The 18,215-nt window shown below is 65.0% G+C and carries 16 protein-coding genes; 4 read left to right on the top strand and 12 right to left on the bottom strand.

Annotated features, from left to right (window positions below; translation table 11 throughout):
• Positions 1-36 precede the first annotated feature (36 nt).
• The 3 genes from GGC65_RS18940 to GGC65_RS18930 all read left to right on the top strand — a co-directional run bounded on the left by GGC65_RS18940 (position 37) and on the right by GGC65_RS18930 (position 3,565).
• Positions 37-1,470 (top strand): aldehyde dehydrogenase family protein, encoded by a 1,434-nt coding sequence (locus GGC65_RS18940; RefSeq protein ID WP_192648578.1) that lies wholly within the window; start codon positions 37-39, stop codon positions 1,468-1,470.
• Positions 1,471-1,621: 151 nt separating this feature from the next.
• Entirely contained in the window at positions 1,622-2,503 is an 882-nt protein-coding gene (locus tag GGC65_RS18935; protein WP_192648577.1) for a UDP-2,3-diacylglucosamine diphosphatase, read from the top strand.
• 12 nt (positions 2,504-2,515) lie between these two features.
• Positions 2,516-3,565: a glycosyltransferase family 4 protein gene (locus GGC65_RS18930; protein ID WP_192648576.1), complete on the top strand. Its 1,050-nt coding sequence runs from the start codon at positions 2,516-2,518 to the stop codon at positions 3,563-3,565.
• Here GGC65_RS18930 and GGC65_RS18925 read toward each other — a convergent pair.
• On the bottom strand, positions 3,562-6,051 hold the full coding sequence (locus GGC65_RS18925; RefSeq protein WP_192648575.1) for an ABC transporter ATP-binding protein: 2,490 nt from the start codon (positions 6,049-6,051) through the stop codon (positions 3,562-3,564). The genes GGC65_RS18930 and GGC65_RS18925 overlap by 4 nt on opposite strands.
• A gap of 195 nt (positions 6,052-6,246) precedes the next feature.
• Between GGC65_RS18925 and guaA the strand changes: the two genes are divergently transcribed.
• Positions 6,247-7,833, top strand: coding sequence for a glutamine-hydrolyzing GMP synthase (gene guaA, locus GGC65_RS18920; protein WP_192648574.1), 1,587 nt, complete (start codon positions 6,247-6,249; stop codon positions 7,831-7,833).
• Between the two features lie 140 nt (positions 7,834-7,973).
• Here guaA and GGC65_RS18915 read toward each other — a convergent pair whose 3' ends face one another.
• The 11 genes from GGC65_RS18915 to GGC65_RS18865 all read right to left on the bottom strand — a co-directional run bounded on the left by GGC65_RS18915 (position 7,974) and on the right by GGC65_RS18865 (position 18,029).
• On the bottom strand, positions 7,974-10,451 hold the full coding sequence (locus tag GGC65_RS18915; protein ID WP_192648573.1) for a fimbrial biogenesis outer membrane usher protein: 2,478 nt from the start codon (positions 10,449-10,451) through the stop codon (positions 7,974-7,976).
• Between the two features lie 17 nt (positions 10,452-10,468).
• Positions 10,469-11,224, bottom strand: a complete 756-nt coding sequence (locus GGC65_RS18910) for a fimbria/pilus periplasmic chaperone (protein WP_225940908.1) — start codon at positions 11,222-11,224, stop codon at positions 10,469-10,471.
• Positions 11,225-11,355: 131 nt separating this feature from the next.
• Positions 11,356-11,523 (bottom strand): hypothetical protein, encoded by a 168-nt coding sequence (locus GGC65_RS18905; protein ID WP_192648571.1) that lies wholly within the window; start codon positions 11,521-11,523, stop codon positions 11,356-11,358.
• A 70-nt stretch (positions 11,524-11,593) separates the two neighbouring features.
• Positions 11,594-12,154 (bottom strand): hypothetical protein, encoded by a 561-nt coding sequence (locus tag GGC65_RS18900; protein WP_192648570.1) that lies wholly within the window; start codon positions 12,152-12,154, stop codon positions 11,594-11,596.
• A gap of 146 nt (positions 12,155-12,300) precedes the next feature.
• Entirely contained in the window at positions 12,301-13,236 is a 936-nt protein-coding gene (locus GGC65_RS18895; protein WP_192648569.1) for a hypothetical protein, read from the bottom strand.
• A 98-nt stretch (positions 13,237-13,334) separates the two neighbouring features.
• Complete coding sequence (locus tag GGC65_RS18890) at positions 13,335-13,691, bottom strand: hypothetical protein (RefSeq protein ID WP_225940907.1); 357 nt, start codon at positions 13,689-13,691, stop codon at positions 13,335-13,337.
• A gap of 62 nt (positions 13,692-13,753) precedes the next feature.
• Entirely contained in the window at positions 13,754-14,329 is a 576-nt protein-coding gene (locus tag GGC65_RS18885) for a hypothetical protein (protein ID WP_225940906.1), read from the bottom strand.
• Between the two features lie 172 nt (positions 14,330-14,501).
• Positions 14,502-15,128 (bottom strand): response regulator transcription factor, encoded by a 627-nt coding sequence (locus GGC65_RS18880; RefSeq protein WP_192648566.1) that lies wholly within the window; start codon positions 15,126-15,128, stop codon positions 14,502-14,504.
• Positions 15,129-15,215: 87 nt separating this feature from the next.
• Positions 15,216-15,500, bottom strand: a complete 285-nt coding sequence (locus GGC65_RS18875; RefSeq protein WP_192648565.1) for an Hpt domain-containing protein — start codon at positions 15,498-15,500, stop codon at positions 15,216-15,218.
• Complete coding sequence (locus GGC65_RS18870; protein WP_192648564.1) at positions 15,493-15,864, bottom strand: response regulator; 372 nt, start codon at positions 15,862-15,864, stop codon at positions 15,493-15,495. Before GGC65_RS18870 ends, GGC65_RS18875 begins: the two co-directional genes overlap by 8 nt.
• Positions 15,861-18,029, bottom strand: a complete 2,169-nt coding sequence (locus GGC65_RS18865; protein ID WP_192648563.1) for a CHASE3 domain-containing protein — start codon at positions 18,027-18,029, stop codon at positions 15,861-15,863. Before GGC65_RS18865 ends, GGC65_RS18870 begins: the two co-directional genes overlap by 4 nt.
• Between the last annotated feature and the right edge of the window lie 186 nt (positions 18,030-18,215).

Raw genomic sequence — 18,215 nt, 5'->3', positions numbered from 1 at the left:
GGTCCCGGCTTTCGCCGGGATACGGAGACCGGCCGCATGAAACTCAAAGACGTCTATCCGCTGTATCTCAACAACAAGGCGGTGCAGCCGAACACCGACCTCGAGGTGATCGACAAGTTCACCGGCGAGGTCGCGTTTCGCACCGCGCTCGCGACCCCCGACGTGATCAACGAGGCGATCGCCGGCGCCGTCCGCGCCGCCGAGCCGATGGCGAAGCTCGCGAGCTTCGAGAAGCGCGACGTGCTCAGCCATTGCGTAACGCGCTTTCAGGAACGGTTCGCCGAACTCGCTTATGCTTTGTGCGTCGAGGCGGGCAAGCCGATCGCCGACAGCGAGGGTGAAGTCACGCGCCTGATCGACACCTTCCGCATCGCGTCCGAGGAAGCGACGCGCAATTATGGCGAAGTCCAGCCGCTCGACGTTTCGGCGCGCGCCAAGGGCTACATGGGGATGTGGAAGCGCGTGCCGATCGGGCCGTGCAGCTTCATCTCGCCGTTCAACTTCCCGCTCAACCTCGCGGCGCACAAGATCGCCCCGGCGATCGCGATGGGCTGTCCGTTCGTGATGAAGCCCGCGTCGCTGACGCCGCTCGGCGCGATCATCATGGGCGAGGTGCTCGCCGAATGCGACATATTGCCAGCGGGCGCGTTCAGCATCTTGCCCGCGACGCGCGCGGGCGCCGATCTGTTCACCACCGACGAGCGGCTCAAGCTTTTGTCCTTCACCGGCTCGCCCGGGGTCGGCTGGGATCTCAAGGCAAAGGCGGGCAAGAAGAAGGTCGTGCTCGAACTCGGCGGCAATGCGGCGGTGATCGTCGACAAGGACGCCGACCTCGACCATGCCCTCGCGCGGATCGTCTTCGGCGGCTATTACCAGTCGGGGCAAAGCTGCATCCACGTGCAGCGCGTGATCATCCATGAAGATATCTACGACAGCTTCCGCGACATGCTCACCGCGAAGGTGAAGACGCTGAAATCGGGCGATCCGAAACTGCGCGATACCTTCATCGGCCCGATGATCTCGGTCAAGGAGGCGCAGCGGCTGAAGGGCTGGATCGACGATGCGGTCGCCGCCGGTGCAACGTTGCTGGCGGGCGGCGGCTGCGAAGACAATATGCTCGAAGCCACGCTGCTGGAGGATGTCGGCACCGATACCGACGTCGTGCGCGAGGAAGCTTTTGGCCCGGTCGTCATCCTCTCGAAATTCACCGATTGGGACGCCGCGCTCGCCGAGGTCAACGACAGCAAATTCGGGCTGCAGGCGGGCATCTTCACGCGCGACATCCACAAGGTGCTCGACGCGTGGGATCATCTCGACGTCGGCGGGATCGTCGTGAACGATGTGTCGTCCTATCGCGTCGACAATATGCCCTATGGCGGGGTGAAGGACAGTGGCCTAGGCCGCGAGGGCGTCCGCTTTGCCATGGAGGATATGAGCGAAATCAGGAACTTGGTGATCCGACGAACCTGATTGGATCATGGTTAACACGGATATGTGTCAAATAGGCAACGTCACAAAGCTGCCGCTGAACTTTCTTCAAACTGTCGCGACTTTGAGTCGCACGCTGTAACAAATCTCCTGTCTACGCCGGGGGCAGCAAAGGCTGCCTTCGGAGTGTGACATGGCATCGATTTCGACCCTGCCCATCCCCGCCCGCTTTCCCGACCCGTTCACCACCGACCCGCATGTGCCCGAACGGCTGATCGGCGAGCGGCGGAGCTATCGTACGGTGTGGGTGAGCGACATCCATCTCGGCACACGCGGCTGCAACGCCGCGATGCTGATCGATTTCTTCGACCATGTCGATTGCGAGACGCTGTACCTCGTCGGCGATATCATCGACGGCTGGCGATTGAAGAAACGCCATTTCTGGCCGCCCGAGCATAATGACGTCGTCTGGCGCGTGCTCAAGCGCGCGAAGCGCGGCACGCGCGTCGTCTATGTCCCGGGCAACCATGACGAAATGTGCAAGCCGTTCGACGGCTTCGATTTCGGCGGGGTCGAGATCCGCCGCGAGGCGATCCACGAAACCGCCGACGGCCGCAAATTGCTGGTCGTCCATGGCGACGAGTTCGACGCGGTCATGCTCGCGCACCGCTGGCTCGCCTTCGTCGGCGACGCCGCTTACACCGCGCTGATGAAGTGCAATGTGGTCGTCAATCGCGTCCGCAGCGCGTTCGGCCTGCCTTACTGGTCGCTGTCGATGGTCGCCAAGCACAAGGTCAAGAACGCGGTCCAGTTCATCGGCCGGTACGAAGAAGTCGTCGCCCACGCCGCCCGCTCGCGCGGCGTCGACGGCGTGGTTTGCGGTCACATCCACAGCGCCGAGATGCGCGAGATCGAGGGCACCGAATATTATAACGATGGCGACTGGGTCGAAGGCTGCACCGCACTGGTCGAGCATCACGACGGCACGATGGAAATCCTCCACTGGGCCGAGGAAGTCGCGAGCCGCTCCGCACCGACGCCGCTGAAACTGCCCGCTCCGGCGCGCGCAGCATAAGGGTCCGGCCGCATGAGGATATTGATCGTCACCGACGCGTGGGAGCCGCAGGTCAACGGCGTCGTCCGCACGCTGCAGGCGACGATCGCCGAATTGCGCGCGGCGGGGCATGAGGTCGGTGTCATCTCGCCCGATCTGTTCCGTTCGCTCCCTTGCCCCTCCTATCCCGAAATCCGCCTTGCCTTTGCCGGCTGGCGTAAGGTGGGGCGGCACATCCGCGCCTTTGGTCCGCAGGCGATCCATATCTCGACCGAAGGCCCGCTCGGCATGGCGGCGCGGCGCTGGTGCATCCGCAACAAATTCCCTTTCACCACCGCCTATCACACGCGCTTTCCCGAATATGTCGCGGCCCGGCTGCCGGTCTCGACGGCGTTCGTGTGGCGCTTCATCCGCTGGTTCCACCGCCCGGCGCGGCACATCATGGTCGCGACGCGCAGCCTGGCGCGCGAGCTCGCCGAGCAGGGCCTGACACAAACGATGATGTGGGAACGCGGCGTCGATCACGCGCTGTTCCGCGCCGATCGTGCGCCGCATCCGGCCTATGCGGGCCTCGCGCGGCCGATCCAGCTTTATGTCGGCCGCGTCGCGGTCGAAAAGAATATCGGCGCCTTCCTCGCGACCGACCGGCCGGGCACCAAAGTCGTCGTCGGCGAGGGCCCCGCGCTCGCCGAACTGAAGGCGCAATATCCCGACGCCTTGTTCCTCGGCAAGCTGGGCGGCGAGGCGCTGGCTTCAGCCTATTCGGGCGCCGACGTTTTTGTCTTTCCCAGCCGCACCGACACCTTCGGCCTCGTCATCATCGAGGCGATGAGCTGCGGAACGCCGGTAGCCGCCTATCCGGTACCGGGCCCGGCCGACATCGTACGCGATGGCGCGGGGGCGCTCGACGAGAATCTCGGCCGCGCGATCGACATGGCGCTCGCGTGCGACCGTGCCGACGCCGAAGCGCTCGGCGCGCGGTACAGCTGGGCAAGCTGCACCGCGCAATTCGCCAAGGCGCTGACCTTTGTTCCGGCCGAACCGCCACGCGACGCGGTCGCGGGCGCGCGCGTCGCCGCCTAGAAGGTCTTGCGCCACTCCAGTTCGATATAGCGGCCCAAGGGGTCGATATAGCCGGGCTGGTAATTGAGCGGCACGATACCGTTCGCGTCGGTGATCTTGCGCTGTGCGTCAAAGACATTGTCGACCGACAGGCGCAGGCGCGATCCCTTGAGGAACGGCAGCTTTTCGGTCAGCTTCGCCTTCTGGTTCAGGTCGACGAAGAAACGCAGGTTGAACGTCGCGAGATCGCCGAACTTCAGGTCGCCCGCCGTGCCGCCGGTCACCGTGCTGCCGCTGTCATATTTGGCGCTGAGCCGCACACCCATACCCTTGTTGAACAGGCCGCCGTCGAGTTCGAAGAGGTGACGGTTGCTACCGCCGCCGCTGCCCGTTGCCGAACCGTTCAGCAGGTCGAGTTCGGCGACGCCGGGGCGGATCAACACTTTATCGGTCAGCTTGACCGTGTGGTAGAGCGACACCTGCCAGCGGCCGCCCTGTGGCCCGCCGAACATGCCGCCGGGGCCGCCGCCGCCGCGGCCACCCATGCGCGGACCGCCGCCCCCGCCGCCGCGTTGACGGCCCGCACCGTCGCCGCGTCCGCCGCCTTCGCGCGCACCCGCGCCTTCGGGACGGCCGCCGCCGGGACCACCGAGCCCGCGGCCGCGTTGCTCCTGCTGGCCGAAGCTCTTGCCGAAGTTGAGGCCCCAGCGGATTTGCGAATTTTCGGACCGGTCGAAATTGACCGGCCGCTGGTCGATCGCGAGCAGGACGCCATTGGCATCGCGCGTGACGCGATCGGGGAAGGCGGCCTCAATCTCGGGGGTCAGGAGGGGGAAGCTGTTCGCGGTGTCATAGCTTTTGTTGCTGTTATAGTTGATCGAAAGATTGAGTCCCTCGATCATCGGCGGCGACCAGTTCAGACCAAGCTTGAGGTCGCGGCGCTGTTCGGCGAGCAGGAAAGGGTTACCCCCCGTCGTCGTCGATATTTGCACCGTCTGACCGGTCCGGAGGTCGTAATAGGTCACGCCGTCGGTCGTCAGCGGCGCGGCGCCGAGTTGCTGGATGCCGGGCGCCGCCTCGTCATTGTTGAAGCTCGCGATCAGCGACAGATTGTCGGTCACGCCCCAGTTGAGGTTCGCGCCCCAGCTTTTGAGCGATTCAAAGTCACTGGGATTCGCCACCTGCCCGCTTAGCGTCAGCGAGACGCGGCCGATATTGCCGACCTCATATTCGGGATCGAGCAGCGGCACGGTCAGCGAACCGAACACGCTCGGCAGGTCGCGCGCGAGATCGGTCGTGACGATATCGCCCAGACGATCCGAACGGCTGTCGAAGCGCAGCCCCGAATAGCTGCCCGTCATCGACAGGCGGATCGGCCCCGCCCAGCCCTCGGTCACCGTTCCCGACAGATTGGCGTTGGCGCCGAACGTTTGCTGGCTGCTGTCGAAGCGGTCGGTGGTTTCAAAGCGGGCACCGCCCCCGGTCGGCGTAATCACCCGATCGGTGAAGGTAAGCTGATCGGCGTCGGCATAATTGCCCGTCACCGACCAGCGCCAGTCGCCGAGCATCCCGTTGATGCTTGCGGTGGTGGTAAGGTTACGCGCGCGGCTGTCGCGTTCGAGCGGATCGCCCACGCCCGCAAGCCCCGGACCGAGCAGCGACAGCGTATCGGTCTGGTCCCAGCGCACATTGACCGACGCGTCGGTGACCTTGTTCAGGCTGCGCTGGATCGTCGCATCGATCGAATATTCGTCCGACGCGCCGAGCAGGCTGCGCGCAGGAGCCTCGGCCGCCTGGTTCGCGTCGCCGCCATAATCGAGACCCCGCTCGCTCTCGAGCAGCATCGATTTATGTTCCCAGCCCCCGTTGACGTTGAGCCGGCCATTGTCGCCGATCGCGAGGAAGCTTGGCTGGATCTCGCTCTGGAAGCGGCCGCCCTGCGTCGGGATGCCGCCCTCGCCCTCGATCGCGATCTGGCGGAAATTGGGCTTGAGCACCATGTTGACGACACGCTCGTCGGCCGAATAGCCATATTGTAGCGCAACTTCCTCGGGGAAGACCTCGACCTTGGCGATCGCTTCGGGAGGCAGGTTGCGCACCTCGCCAAAGCCGCCGATGCGGCGGCCGTTCACCAGGATGATCGGCCGCCCGCCGCCGCGCCCGCGCCCCGAGCGCGTCTGCGGGGCGAGCGCATCGAGCAGTTCGGAAACATTCGACACGCCGTAGCTCGCGATCGCCGCCTCATCGAGCTCGGCCTCGGCCTTGATATCGGTGTCGAGCTGGCCCGCGAGCCGCGGCGCAGTGACGATGATCTCGTCCTCGCCGTAATCGTCATAGGCATCCTCGACCGTTTCGGGCGCGGCGGGCGCAGCTTCTGCCGGCTGTTCGGCGACGGCGGCGGTCGCCGGCGGACCGATCGGCGTTTCCGCCATTGCGGGCAGCGCGAAAGAGGCGCCTGCGGCGAGCAGGGCGGCGCGTGCGGAAATGGAAAGGCGGATGCTATTCATTGGGGAGAACCTTTGTTTCTTTTCTATCTTGTTTTTTTCTTGGCACTGCAGCGCTTAACGCCTCCTGACGCCGCGCTTTGTCTGGCGTTCAGTTATGTCGCAATTGTCGCAACAATGTGTCGGGACCACGCTTGTTCGACGGGCGGGCCATATCGACCGCTGGACAGCATGGGCCTTCGCCCTTATCGGCCACCCATGCCGACTCCCGACTCCTCCTCCGCCCCTGAATCCATCCTGATCGTCGATTTCGGCAGCCAGGTGACCCAACTCATCGCCCGCCGCGTCCGCGAGGCTGGCGTCTATAGCGAGATCGTCCCGTTCAACGCGGCCGAAGCCGCGCTCGAACGGATGAAGCCGAAGGGCGTGATCCTGTCGGGTTCGCCCGCTTCGGTCCCTGCCAACGGCAGCCCCCGCGCGCCGCAATCCGTCTTCGACAGCGGCCTTCCCATCCTCGGCATTTGTTACGGCCAGCAGGTGATGAGCCAGCAGCTCGGCGGACAGGTCGAGCCCGGCGGCGCCGACGGCGAACGCGACGGCGAATTCGGCCGCGCTTTCCTGACCGTCACCGAACCCTGCGTGCTGTTCGACGGGCTGTGGGAAGTCGGCGAGCGCCATCAGGTGTGGATGAGCCATGGCGACCGCGTCACGCAATTCGCCCCCGGCTTCCGCATCGTCGCGGTCAGCGACGGCGCGCCCTTCGCGCTGATCGCCGACGACGAGCGTCGCTATTACGGCACGCAGTTCCACCCCGAGGTCGTGCACACCCCCGACGGCGCGAAGCTGATCGCCAATTTCGTCCGCCACGTCTGCGGCTGCAGCGGCGAATGGACGATGGCCGAATTCCGCGCCACGAAGATCGCCGAGATCCGCGAACAGGTCGGCGACCAGCGCGTGCTGTGCGGCCTGTCAGGCGGCGTCGACAGCGCGGTCGCCGCAGTGCTGATCCACGAAGCGATCGGTGAGCAACTCACCTGCGTCTTCGTCGATCATGGCCTGCTTCGCATGAACGAGCGCGAGCAGGTCGAACGCCTGTTCCGCGACCATTATAATATCCCGCTCGTCGTCGTCGACGCCGAGGAACGCTTCATGGCAGGCCTCGCGGGCGTCACCGACCCCGAGAAGAAGCGCAAGTTCATCGGCGCCGAATTCATCAATGTGTTCGAGGAAGAAGCGAAGAAGATCGGCGGCGCCGATTTCCTCGCGCAAGGCACGCTCTATCCCGACGTCATCGAATCTGTGTCGTTTACCGGCGGACCGAGCGTCACGATCAAGAGCCACCACAATGTCGGCGGCCTACCCGAACGCATGAACATGAAGCTCGTCGAGCCGCTGCGCGAGTTGTTCAAGGACGAAGTCCGCCTGCTCGGCAAGGAACTCGGCCTCCCCGACATTTTCGTCGGCCGCCACCCCTTCCCCGGACCCGGCCTCGCGATCCGCATCCCGGGCGAAGTCAGCAAGGACCGCTGCGACATCCTGCGCAAGGCCGACGCCGTCTATCTCGAAGAGATCCGCAACGCCGGTCTCTACGACGCGATTTGGCAGGCGTTCGCGGTGCTGCTCCCCGTCAAGACCGTCGGCGTGATGGGCGACGGCCGCACCTACGACCATGTCTGCGCACTCCGCGCGGTGACCTCGACCGACGGCATGACCGCGGACATCTACCCCTTCGACGCCAGCTTCCTCAGCCGCTGCGCGACACGCATCATCAACGAGGTGCAGGGCATCAACCGCGTGGTGTACGACTATACATCGAAGCCGCCGGGGACGATCGAGTGGGAATAGTAAATTAGGCGAATTTCACGGTCGCGCGAAGCTCTCGCCCGCCTCTTTCAGCCTTAACCGCCATTCGGAAGCGCCAATCGCAGTATTTCGCCGGTAGCAGTCAGGCAGCATTTACAAGCGGCCGCAAGAAAGCAGCGCCGCTACGGCATCGCGGGGACAAGATCGCCCGCCGCTATCGTCCGATTGGCACTGTCGGGGATGACGAGATCGAACCGGGTCCGGTCGGCATCGCTTAAAGTGATACGCCAACGGCCAGGCGCCAGCCCGGTCGCGCCGAACCGGCCTGCGGCATTGGTGAACAGCGGCACCGGCTCGCGTTCGGGATGCGCTTCCTCCACCGCGGTTCCCGCGATTAGCGTGATCGGCTCGCCATTGGTGCCGAGCAGGCGTCCGACGACGCTCACCATATAATCCGATCCTACCGTTAGCTTATATCCGCTGCGATATGCGGGCAGCAGGCGGAACGATCCCTCACCTAGGTCGGTGCCGATCGGCGCGTCGGGCGCGGTGACCAGCAGATTGCGCTCGCTGTAGCTGCTGAGGCTCGGTTGCAGCGCGGTCCCCATCGCGCCGCTGTTCGCGGTCGAGAAGCGGCCGTTGGCGTCGACGAAGAGGTCGGTCCCCTTCAGCGAGGGGTGCGCGCGGACGATCGCGAAACTGTCCTGGATCGGCCGTCCGATCGTGAAACTGCCATCGGCGACCGCGAGCGAGGTGCCGAAGCGCAAAGAGCTGCGCTGCCCCGTCGATCCGCCGAGATCGCGGTCGAAGGTACCGAAATGGCTGAAACCGAGTTCGGTGCGGTTGCTGTAATAGATGCCGTTCGCGGTCGTCGCGACGCCAAGGTCGCTATGTTCGACATCGGCGCTGAAATTATATGCGCCCGTGCCCGAGCCACGATAGGTCTGGTACGTCAACCGCTTGCGGTTGTTCCGGCTGTCATAGTCCGAGCGCAGGCTCGACGCGCGGTCGAGGCGGAAGACGAGCGAGACGAAGACACCGACGCGGTCCTGCCGGCCGGCGCGTTCGTAACTGACGTCGCCGGTCAGGTTCAGCTGCGGCGAGATGCGCCAGCCGCCGGTCGCGCGCAGGCTCGCGACATTGGGCTCGTCGGCGCGGCCACGCGAATAGCGCGCGTCGAGCCCGGCATAGAGCGCGTCGTTGATCGCGCCATTATAGCTGGCGCCCGCGACATAGCGGTACGGGTTCGACGGCAGGCCAACGCCGATCGGCGCGAAGTTGCGGCTGCGCGTCTCGAACGACAGCGACAGCGCGTCGGCGCCGCCGCTGCGCCGCGTGATCGTGCGCTGAAAGGTCAGGATCGACGCCCAGCCCTTCCCCACCCCGTCGACGTGCGAAGCCGAGGCGAAGCCGCCGAACGAGCCGATCGGCGTCGCGACCACGGTCTCGACCCCGCCCATCCAGCCATTGGGGTCGGCCTGTGCATTGGCGCCGACGGTCAGCTGGTCGCTGATCCCGCGGCGATAGAAGCCGCTGAACGCCATATCATTGCTGTATACCGGGCCGCGCCGACCGAGCGGCGCAAGCACGCCGGCGTAAAGGCCGAACTCGCTGAGCCCTTCGGCAAGCTGCGCCTGATCGAGGAAGATGTCGAAGTTGAACGATTCGGTGCGTCCGGCATCGTCGGTGATCGTCAGCCGGACATCGTTCGAACCCTGCGTGAAAGGGAAATCCTTGAGGTCGAAGGTGCCGGGGTCGAGTTCGAGCCGTCGTACCAGCTGGCCGTTGACGCGCACCTCGACAACCGAGCGCCGCTCGATGCGGAAGCTGCGGTTGCCACGCGGACGGATGATCCGCTGCGGGTCGAGCAGCGAATAGAAGCGCGAGATCGACAGGCCGCTGATCTCGGGCGCCGCCTGGAACCCGCGCGCGAGCGTCTGCAAATCGCCGCCGGCCCAGCGGACGAGATTGTCCCGGTCGTCGTAGATGAAGCGCGTGCCGCGACGCTGAAAATCGGCGCCGCGCGCGCCCGCCTGCCAGTTCGCTTCGCTTTCGAGCACCACCCCGCCCGTGCGCACCGCGCCGTCGAGAAAGGTGATCGGCGCCGCGAGTCCTTTGTCGCTGCCCTGCTGCACCCAGTCCATCGATCCGCGGATGTTGAGATAGGCGCTGAAATCGGCGGGTGCGATATAATTGACCGCGCCGCGCGCGGCTTCTTCGCCGAGCGTGACCGAACGGGTGGCGCGGCTCGCGGGGGCGATATCCATGACCAGTTGCAGTGTGAGCGGATCATAACGAATGCCGACGCCGACGCCTTCGAGGTCGGCGCGCCCGATCGTCCCGCGTTCGGCCAAACGCGCGCGCAGGCGCTCGATGAGCGGCGGCGCCAGCCGCGGCGCGAGCAGCACGAGCAGGCGCTCGGCCGAAAAGCTCCCCTGTCCGCCGGGTTCGAGCGTCAGCGTCGTGTCGCCAAGATAGGCCTGTCCGTCGAACAACGGCGCGGTCAGCACGACCGCGCGCCCCGTCGGGTTGATCGCCGCGCCGTCGGCGCCCGGATCGATGACCACGCGCGTGCCGGCATCCACCGGAGCCTGCGCATGGCCAGCGACCGGCATCGCCGAGACGGCGAGCAAAAATCCTGCGATGAAAAGAGGGTTCATGCGAACCGCCGGAACCTTCAATTGTCGGGCGTGAACTGCGCCTCGATCCGCCCGCCGGGCTGCGGAAGGCGAATGGGCAAGGTCATCCGGCGCGTCTGACCCCCGCCGATCAAGCCGTAGCCGAGCGTCTGCTGCAGCTCGGGGCCCGAGATTTCCTTACGGAAGACTTCCTTGCCGTCGGGGGCGAACTGGATGACGCGGACGCGGCCGCGCGACACATAGCCGTGCGCCGCCGAGGCATTGGCGACCGCAATCACGGGTGCCGGATTACCCTCGGCATCCTTGCCGATCTCGGCCGAGGCGATCGACAGCGCCGGTTTCGTGCCGTCGGGCGACACGCTGACGAGAACCTGGAAATTATAGAGCAGTTGGACGTTCGATTGCGTATCGTTCGTCTGCACCGGCAGCTGTGCCGCAGTGACGAAATAATGCTTGCTGCGCGCGAGCGCGGGTTCGCCGACATATTGGACACGAAAGCTCTGACGCTGGCCGGGCTGGATCAGCGCCTGCGGCGGAAAGACCGAGAGGTCGCCCGGATCCTTGCCGGTCGCATTCACGCCATCGGCCGTGAGGTCGAGCCCTTCGATGCGCATTTCCACCGGCAGCGGCTTGTCGAACGTGTTTTCGACCGTGATCACCTGGCTCATCGCGCGGCCCGAGGTCGTGAGGTCGATGACCACCGGCTGGACGACCATCGCATAAGCGGCCACCGACACGGCGGCAGCGATCGCCACGGCGACGACCGCGCCGCCAAAACTCCTGAGCAACTGCAATGATCTACTCCTCACCCGTTGCCCCACCCGCAGTCGGGACGATGGACCGAAGGCCGTATTCCGCCAAGAAAGAAATTTAGTAATCATGACGTTATCCATAAAGGCGACCGGCGGTCGCTCGCCGGTCGCCTTCAGTTGGGAAGGGGAACTCCCAACCAGTCGGGCCTGCCGCCGAATGCCGGCGTATCGGCCAGATTTTCATATTCGGCTGCCAGAAAAAGCAGTTCGGCCTGCTCCTGCGGTTCGGCATCAAGCGCGCGAAGGCGGAGTTCGGCCGCAAGGGCTTTGGGATTGCGCATGACCATATCCTTCAAAGGTTAATCCCGGCAGGCCTGTGGACTAGGCCTGCCGGGAACACCCCCCCAGGTGTCAGGCGGTCGGTGCGATCGTGATTTCGACCTTGCCGGCATAGGTGCCGGCGTCGAGGATCGCCGTCGAATCAGAGGTCAGGCCGCTGCCCACGGTCAGCGTGATGTTGTTCGCGGTCGCGGCCAGGCGGTCGCCGACCTGCGCGGTGGTCGCACCGGTGCTCAGCGACTGGTCGGCAACCGGCGTGGTGCCACCCTTCGCACCCGTCGCAACCAGCGTCGCGGTGTAGTGGACGGTGTTGGTGTAGCCATTCGGTGAGTTGGTCGCGGCGGCGTTCACCAGCGGCTTTGCTTCAACCGAAATCTTCGGGTTCGAACCGTTGCACTTCACGGTGAAGTTGCGGCTGAGGCCACCGGTGTTGCCGGCGAAGCTGGCGTCGACGGTGCCGTCCGCCTTGGCAAGTTCGCCGAGCGTGATGCTGCCGGTGATCGCGGTGACGGCCGAGCAGCGGGCGGCGACGGTGCCGGTCACATCGACCGAACCAGCGGCCGACTGGGCAAAAGCGGGAGCAGCAGCGAAGGTCGAACCGATGATGAGGGCCGAGAGAACAAGCTTTTTCATTTCATATCTCCAATCGAAAATCCGGGAGGGCTCATCGCCCTGACGAGTTGGAGATAGGCCGGATCGATTGCCGGCAATATTTAGCGTCTGGCAAAAACGAAGCTAACTTCGGGAATCATTTCCTATACCCGACGATATAGGGGCGGTCAGAGGCCCGCGCAGCTGGTCGCCGAACTCGCGGTGACGATCGGCGTAAAGGTGATGCTGATGATGTCGCTATAATTGGTCGCCGGCGTCTTCGCCGAGCCGCCTTCCTTCAGCGTCGTGCGCAGCGGCAGCACCCCGGCGCTTCCGTCCATGCCCGCGCGCGCGCAGGTCCGCGTACCGAAGCCGCTGTTCGACGTGATCTCCTGTCCCAGGAAGCGCGCGCTGTAACGGATCGTCTGCGCCGTGTTGGACAGGTTGCCGCCAGGATAGGTCAGCTTGAAGTCGTTCTGCGAGCGCATCCTGACCTCGAACGGTCCCGAACTGCGCACACGAAGCGAGTTCGATGCCGAGGTTGTATAGCGATCGGGCGCCGCAAGCACCGCCGCAGTCGTCGCCTCGCCGATCTCGCCGAAATCGAGTGGCGAACCTGCATAATAGGCCTGAAGCGCGCTCACCGTGTTGACGTTGATGCGGATCGATCCGGTATCGCGCGTTGGGACCGACACGCTCGCCATGCCATTCTCGCCCGAGCAGATATAGAGGAGGTCGAGGATGATCGGTTCGCCCGCCGACAGGTCGGTGCCCGGCGGCACGGTGACGCGCAGGTTGAGCGGCGTCGACGTGTCCGCCTGGAGCAAACTGCCAAAATCATAGCGGATCTCGCCCGCCGCGCCCGCGCCATTGTCCTTCGAATTGAGCGAACGCGGGCGGCCCGCGGTCGAACCTTCGGGATAGATGACACGATAGCCGTTATAGGTGACGTCGAGCGCGGGCGATCCCGACGGCGAGACGATCACCAGGCTGACCTCGCGCGTGCGGCCCAGGATCAGGCCGCGGTTGCGCCGCAAGATCAGCGGCACCGTCGCTTCGGACAGACCGCCGGGCGAAAAGGGATCATAGGTGATGCTGGCGGGCGCGGTGGCGGCGCCGGTCACGCCGCAAACCGAGGATATTTGCGATTGGGCGGCTGCGGGCTGCGCGACCCCGAGTCCGCATGCCAATCCCAGCGCTGATAAACCGGCCGTCCAAACCCTCATAGCTGAGGGGTTACGACGATCTCTAGCGCAGTGCGAGTGGAGAGTGGCGTTGCGCGATCGGCGGCGGCGGGTACGCGCTTCATCAACATGCCCTCCGAATCGATCATCCGCACTTCCGATGCCAGAACCGGCCGCGCCTGATTGCAGATCGCGCGGGCGGGAGTCGCCTGCACCGCTGCATTCGGCGCGGTGATCTTCATCGGTTGAGCAACCCAGCAACGCGGCGCCACTTCGCCATAAATGGCGATCTGGTTCACCTCGTCCGCCATCGCCGGCGACGCGCATCCCATGCCGGCCAGGACGATCGCCGCGCGGGCGATCCGGTTCGAAATCAATATCGCAGGTGCCATCATATCGGACCCCGAAATAGGATCCGATAGTTAATAAGCGCGGATTCGAATTGTTCAACATGACGTTAAGGACTGACACTGACGGTGATCGAGAGGGTATCGGTGTAGCGACCCGCGGCGAGCGTATCGGTTCCGGCATATGCGGGGGCGCTGACGCGGAGATAGGATCCGTTGGCCTTGGTCGAGGCGCCGGCGAGGCGAAGCCCGGTGGCGGCGCCTGCCGTACCCGCAAAGGTGCAGCTGCCACCCGCGGCGAGCGTCGCGGCGGCGCAACTGGCCGATGCGTTGGTGCCATTGTCGGCCGCCATATAGAGCGCGACATTATAAGGGGCCTTGGTCTGGTAGCCGGTGCCGCCGGTCGCCGCGTTGGCCATGCCACCGTTCGCCGACGACACCGCAATCCGCGAAGCACCGGTGCAGTTGAGCTGGATCGCGAAATCCTTCGTAAAACCCGTCTTGTCGAAATCGGCCTGGTCGATGGCGCCGGTGGGGGCGCCGCCGGTCGCAAAACCGCAGCGCCCGAGCACCGACGCGCGGACTTCAACGCCGACCTCGACGCTATTCACCGCGCCCTGCCCGACCGCATAGGCGGTGACCTGCGCGTGCGCATGCTGGCTGGCGATCACACTGATCACCGCCAAGGCCAGCAAGATAAGGGTGCGCAGAAAGCCCATGTATCGCCTGTCGTCGATGACGGCCCGATGCCGCCAACTTGATCGACAGATGCGCTAACTCTCGCGCGGGCGATATTCACCGGGAGGCGACAAAGCCGCTCTCCAACGGTGAAAACAGCTTATATCTTCCGGTATAGTTTCAGGCGCCGCGGTCCTGCGCGAGCAGGATAAGTTCGGTGCGGCCACGGATGTTAAGTTTATCAAAAACCTTGTGAAGATGGACCTTCACCGTGCCTTCGGTCAGCCCGAGCTCGTCGGCGATTTCCTTGTTGCGCAGCCCGCGCTTCGCGAGCGAGGCGACGGCACGCTCGCGGCCACTCAGCACCTCGAACGGGTCGCGCGGCGCACCCGGCGACATCGCCTGCTCCATCACGCGCTGCATCACATCCTGATCGAGCCAGCGCCGTCCCTGCACGACGCTTTCAAGGCAGGTGAGCAGGTCGCGCGGCGCAGTCGCCTTGATCACGATGCCGTTGACCGACAGCTGGATCGCCTCGCGCGCCAGTTCATCGTTGAGACCGCCGGTGAGCAGCACGACCGGTCGGGCGTCGCCGCGACTGCGCAGCGTCCGCAGCACGTCGAGCCCGCTGCGTTCGGGCATGCCATTATCGAGGATCAGGAGGTCGGGCCGCGCGCCGGGTAGCGTGTCGAGCACCGCCGCGCCGGTATTGACCGTCGCCACCACATCGAAATTCGTCTTGTCGAGAAGCGCCGTAATCCCTGCCATGGTGAGCGGATCATCGTCCGCCACGAGCACTTTCGTCATTTCGATCCACCACGATATTGTTGAACTTATATAATATCACCGGCGGCGGGCCATGGTCCACCCTCCGCCGTTAATCATAACCACCCATCAGGCGCGATTTAGCGCGGCCATTTGGGTGAGTAAATCCTGCGTCAAGCGAACCTTCACATCGTCCGCCAGGCCGGCATCGACTGCTTCCTCCACCGACCGCGCCGCATCACCGATCGCGCCATAGCCGAACATCCCCGCACGCCCGGCCAGACTGTGGCTCAGCCGCGCCAGTTCGGACCAGTCTTCGCGATCGAGCGCGGTCGCAATCTCCGCCGCTGTCTCCCCCGCCTGCGCGGCGAAGCGTTCGGCAATCGCGGCCAGGCGCGCGTCGATTTCAGCCATCGAGCAACTCCCGCACCTGCCCCGCCAACGCCATCGCGTCGAAGGGTTTGGCGAGTACGCCGCGCGCGCCGAGTTCGCGTAGCCGCGCAACCTCGTGCGTCTGCGTCCGCGCGGTGATGAAGACGACCGGGATCGCCGCGGTCGCGGAATCTTGCCGGAGCAATTCGAGCACACCCGGTCCATCGAGTTCGGGCATCATCACGTCGAGCAAGATCAGATCGGGTTGCCATTCGCGCGCCGCCGCCAGCCCTTCGCGGCCCGACCCGCAGGTGCGAACGGCGAAGGACGGATCCAGTTCGAGCGCCATTTCGGCGACCTCGCGAATATCATCCTCGTCGTCGATGTAGAGAATCCGGTTGCTCATTTGCCGCCTCCGCCATTCGCCCGTTTCGCGCCGATCCGGTCGGTCACTTCGCGCACCAGCGTGTCGAGGCTGGCGCGCGATTTGACGAGGACAAGGTCGATACCGTCTTTCGGCGCGCCGTCGACCTCCTGCGCGGTGAACAGGACGACAGGCAAGGCCGGCGCGCGTTTGCGCAGCGGCGCGACAAGGTCGGTTCCGCATCCGTCGAGCATCCCGACGTCGAGGATCGCGGCGTCATAGCGCGTCCGCCGGATCGCAGCGCGCGCCTCGGCGACGCTCGGCGTCGAATGGATCGCCGCCCTGCCGTCGAAGGCGCTGGCGACGACCGCGAGCATGTCGGGATCGTCATCGACATGGAGCACGACCGGCAACGTGGGGTCATCGGGCAGCGGCGCCTCGGTCTCGCCCGGTGCAGGAACCGCGGCCGGCAATTCGGCCGCCGGCAGGTCGACGTGAAAGATACTGCCCGCGCCTTCGACGCTCTCGAAATCGACCGAACCACCGAGCCGGACAACGATTTCGCGCACGATGCTGAGCCCCAGACCGGTGCCGCCCTTTTGCCGCGAATCCGATGCGTCGGCCTGCGCGAATTTGCCGAAGATGCGGCTGCGGAACGATTCAGGGATGCCCTCGCCCCGGTCGATGACGCTGATCCGGTATCGCCGGTCGAGCGGCGTAACCCGGACCGTCACCGCCTCACCGCGCCGAGAGAATTTGATCGCGTTAGACAGAAGGTTCGTCACAACCTGCATCAAGCGGTCTTCGTCGGCAAGGACGGCTGCCCCGGCCGCAACCGGCTCGATATGGACCGGCACGCCATATTCGCCGGCGAAGCCCGCGGTCTGATGCCCGGCCGCTTCGAGAAGCGGCCCCAGCGCGAGCGGGCGGAGATCGAACTGCATCCGCCCCGCTTCGATCTTTTCGATATCGAGGATGTCGTTGATCAGTCGCACGAGGCGCGCCGCGTTGCTGTGCGCAATCTCGACCAATCGCGCGGCCTTCGGCGGGATTTCGCCCGCCGCACCGCCGCTGATCAGCCCAAGCGATCCCGCGATCGACGTCAGCGGCGTACGCAGTTCGTGGCTGACGGTCGCGACGAACTCGCCCTTCATCTGCTCGACCTCGCGCCGGTCGCTGATATCGCGGATCACCGCGACGAACAGCGTACCGTCGGCGAGGTGCACCGGACTGACCGACACCTCGAGCGGAAAGGTCGCGCCATTCTGGCGGCGGCCGACGAATTCCTGGATTTGCCCGTAACTCTCCTTCCGGTTCGCCTTCAAACGGCGCAGGAAAGTTTCGATCTGCCCGCGGTCGGGTGCGATTTCGAACAGCGACCCGATGTCGCGCCGCAGCAGCGATTCCGATGGCACGCCGAACATCTTCGCGGCCGACGGATTCAGGCTCTCGATGCTGCCGCTCGGGTTCAGGACGATCATCCCGTCCTTCGCGCTGTCGAAAATCGCCTCCTGTCGCGCGGCAAGGTCGCGCGCGCGGCGATGCGCCTTTTTACGTGCCCATTGACTGCGTCCGATCAGGATCGCCGACAACGCAAGCAGCAGAATCAAGCCGATCTGCAGCGTGAAAGTGCGGTCGCGCAATCGCTCTCGGGCGGCATTGGCCGCTGCGGTTCGCTCTTCCAGCTTTTGCCGTTCGGCCTCCGATATCTTGCTGATCAGCACGCGGATTTGGTCCATCGACCGCTTGCCCTCGCCGCTCGCGATCAGCCGCACCGCTTCGTCTCGCCGTCCGCTTTCGACAAGATCGATCGTCCGGGCGACGAAACGCCGCTTCTGTACGGACGTCCGGCGAAGCTCATCGATCAACCGTCCCTGCCCGTCATTCCCCGCCAATTTTTCAAACAGGTCGAAATTGGCATCGATGCGCGCCTCGGCGGCGCGATAAGGGGTCAAAAATTCCGGATCGCCGGTGATGACATAGCCCCGCTGGCCAAGCTCGATGTCCTGGTGCCGCGTCAATACGCCCTGCAAGGCGGCTCTCGCATCATAGGAATCGGAGACTTGCTGGCGCAAACGGGCATTCTGTTCGAAGCCGCGATCGGTCGCGAGCGACAGAAAGAATAATATCAGAAGGGCGCCGGCGCCGGTGACGATGAGCACCCAATTCGCCGCCATCGCTCGTTGCCAGCTCGCCGCGTTGCGCATGCCCGATAATCCTTCATGGCGCACCGACACGCCGTGTTGGCTGCATCGATAGCAGAAGATGATGACGCGCACACTGAAACGAGTGGTTAATCAGCAGCATCGCGACAAAACGAGGCAGGCAAGCCAGCGCGCCGGGTCCGCATGCGAGCGGGCCAATCGCAATTCGCCGATTGCGGAGTTACCTCC

It is taken from the genome of Sphingopyxis sp. OAS728 (assembly GCF_014873485.1).
Taxonomy (GTDB): Bacteria; Pseudomonadota; Alphaproteobacteria; order Sphingomonadales; family Sphingomonadaceae; genus Sphingopyxis.
This window is presented reverse-complemented; position numbering and strand designations above follow the sequence as displayed.

Excerpts from the sequence above, each read along its gene's own strand:
- GGC65_RS18940 (WP_192648578.1), top strand. The coding sequence starts at position 37 with ATGAAACTCAAAGACGTCTATCCGCTGTATCTCAACAACAAGGCGGTG.
- GGC65_RS18935 (WP_192648577.1), top strand. The coding sequence starts at position 1,622 with ATGGCATCGATTTCGACCCTGCCCATCCCCGCCCGCTTTCCCGACCCG.
- GGC65_RS18930 (WP_192648576.1), top strand. The coding sequence starts at position 2,516 with ATGAGGATATTGATCGTCACCGACGCGTGGGAGCCGCAGGTCAACGGC.
- GGC65_RS18925 (WP_192648575.1), bottom strand. The coding sequence starts at position 6,051 with ATGAATAGCATCCGCCTTTCCATTTCCGCACGCGCCGCCCTGCTCGCC.
- guaA (WP_192648574.1), top strand. The coding sequence starts at position 6,247 with ATGCCGACTCCCGACTCCTCCTCCGCCCCTGAATCCATCCTGATCGTC.
- GGC65_RS18915 (WP_192648573.1), bottom strand. The coding sequence starts at position 10,451 with ATGAACCCTCTTTTCATCGCAGGATTTTTGCTCGCCGTCTCGGCGATG.
- GGC65_RS18905 (WP_192648571.1), bottom strand. The coding sequence starts at position 11,523 with ATGCGCAATCCCAAAGCCCTTGCGGCCGAACTCCGCCTTCGCGCGCTT.
- GGC65_RS18900 (WP_192648570.1), bottom strand. The coding sequence starts at position 12,154 with ATGAAAAAGCTTGTTCTCTCGGCCCTCATCATCGGTTCGACCTTCGCT.
- GGC65_RS18890 (WP_225940907.1), bottom strand. The coding sequence starts at position 13,691 with ATGATGGCACCTGCGATATTGATTTCGAACCGGATCGCCCGCGCGGCG.
- GGC65_RS18880 (WP_192648566.1), bottom strand. The coding sequence starts at position 15,128 with ATGACGAAAGTGCTCGTGGCGGACGATGATCCGCTCACCATGGCAGGG.
- GGC65_RS18875 (WP_192648565.1), bottom strand. The coding sequence starts at position 15,500 with ATGGCTGAAATCGACGCGCGCCTGGCCGCGATTGCCGAACGCTTCGCC.
- GGC65_RS18870 (WP_192648564.1), bottom strand. The coding sequence starts at position 15,864 with ATGAGCAACCGGATTCTCTACATCGACGACGAGGATGATATTCGCGAG.
- GGC65_RS18865 (WP_192648563.1), bottom strand. The coding sequence starts at position 18,029 with ATGCGCAACGCGGCGAGCTGGCAACGAGCGATGGCGGCGAATTGGGTG.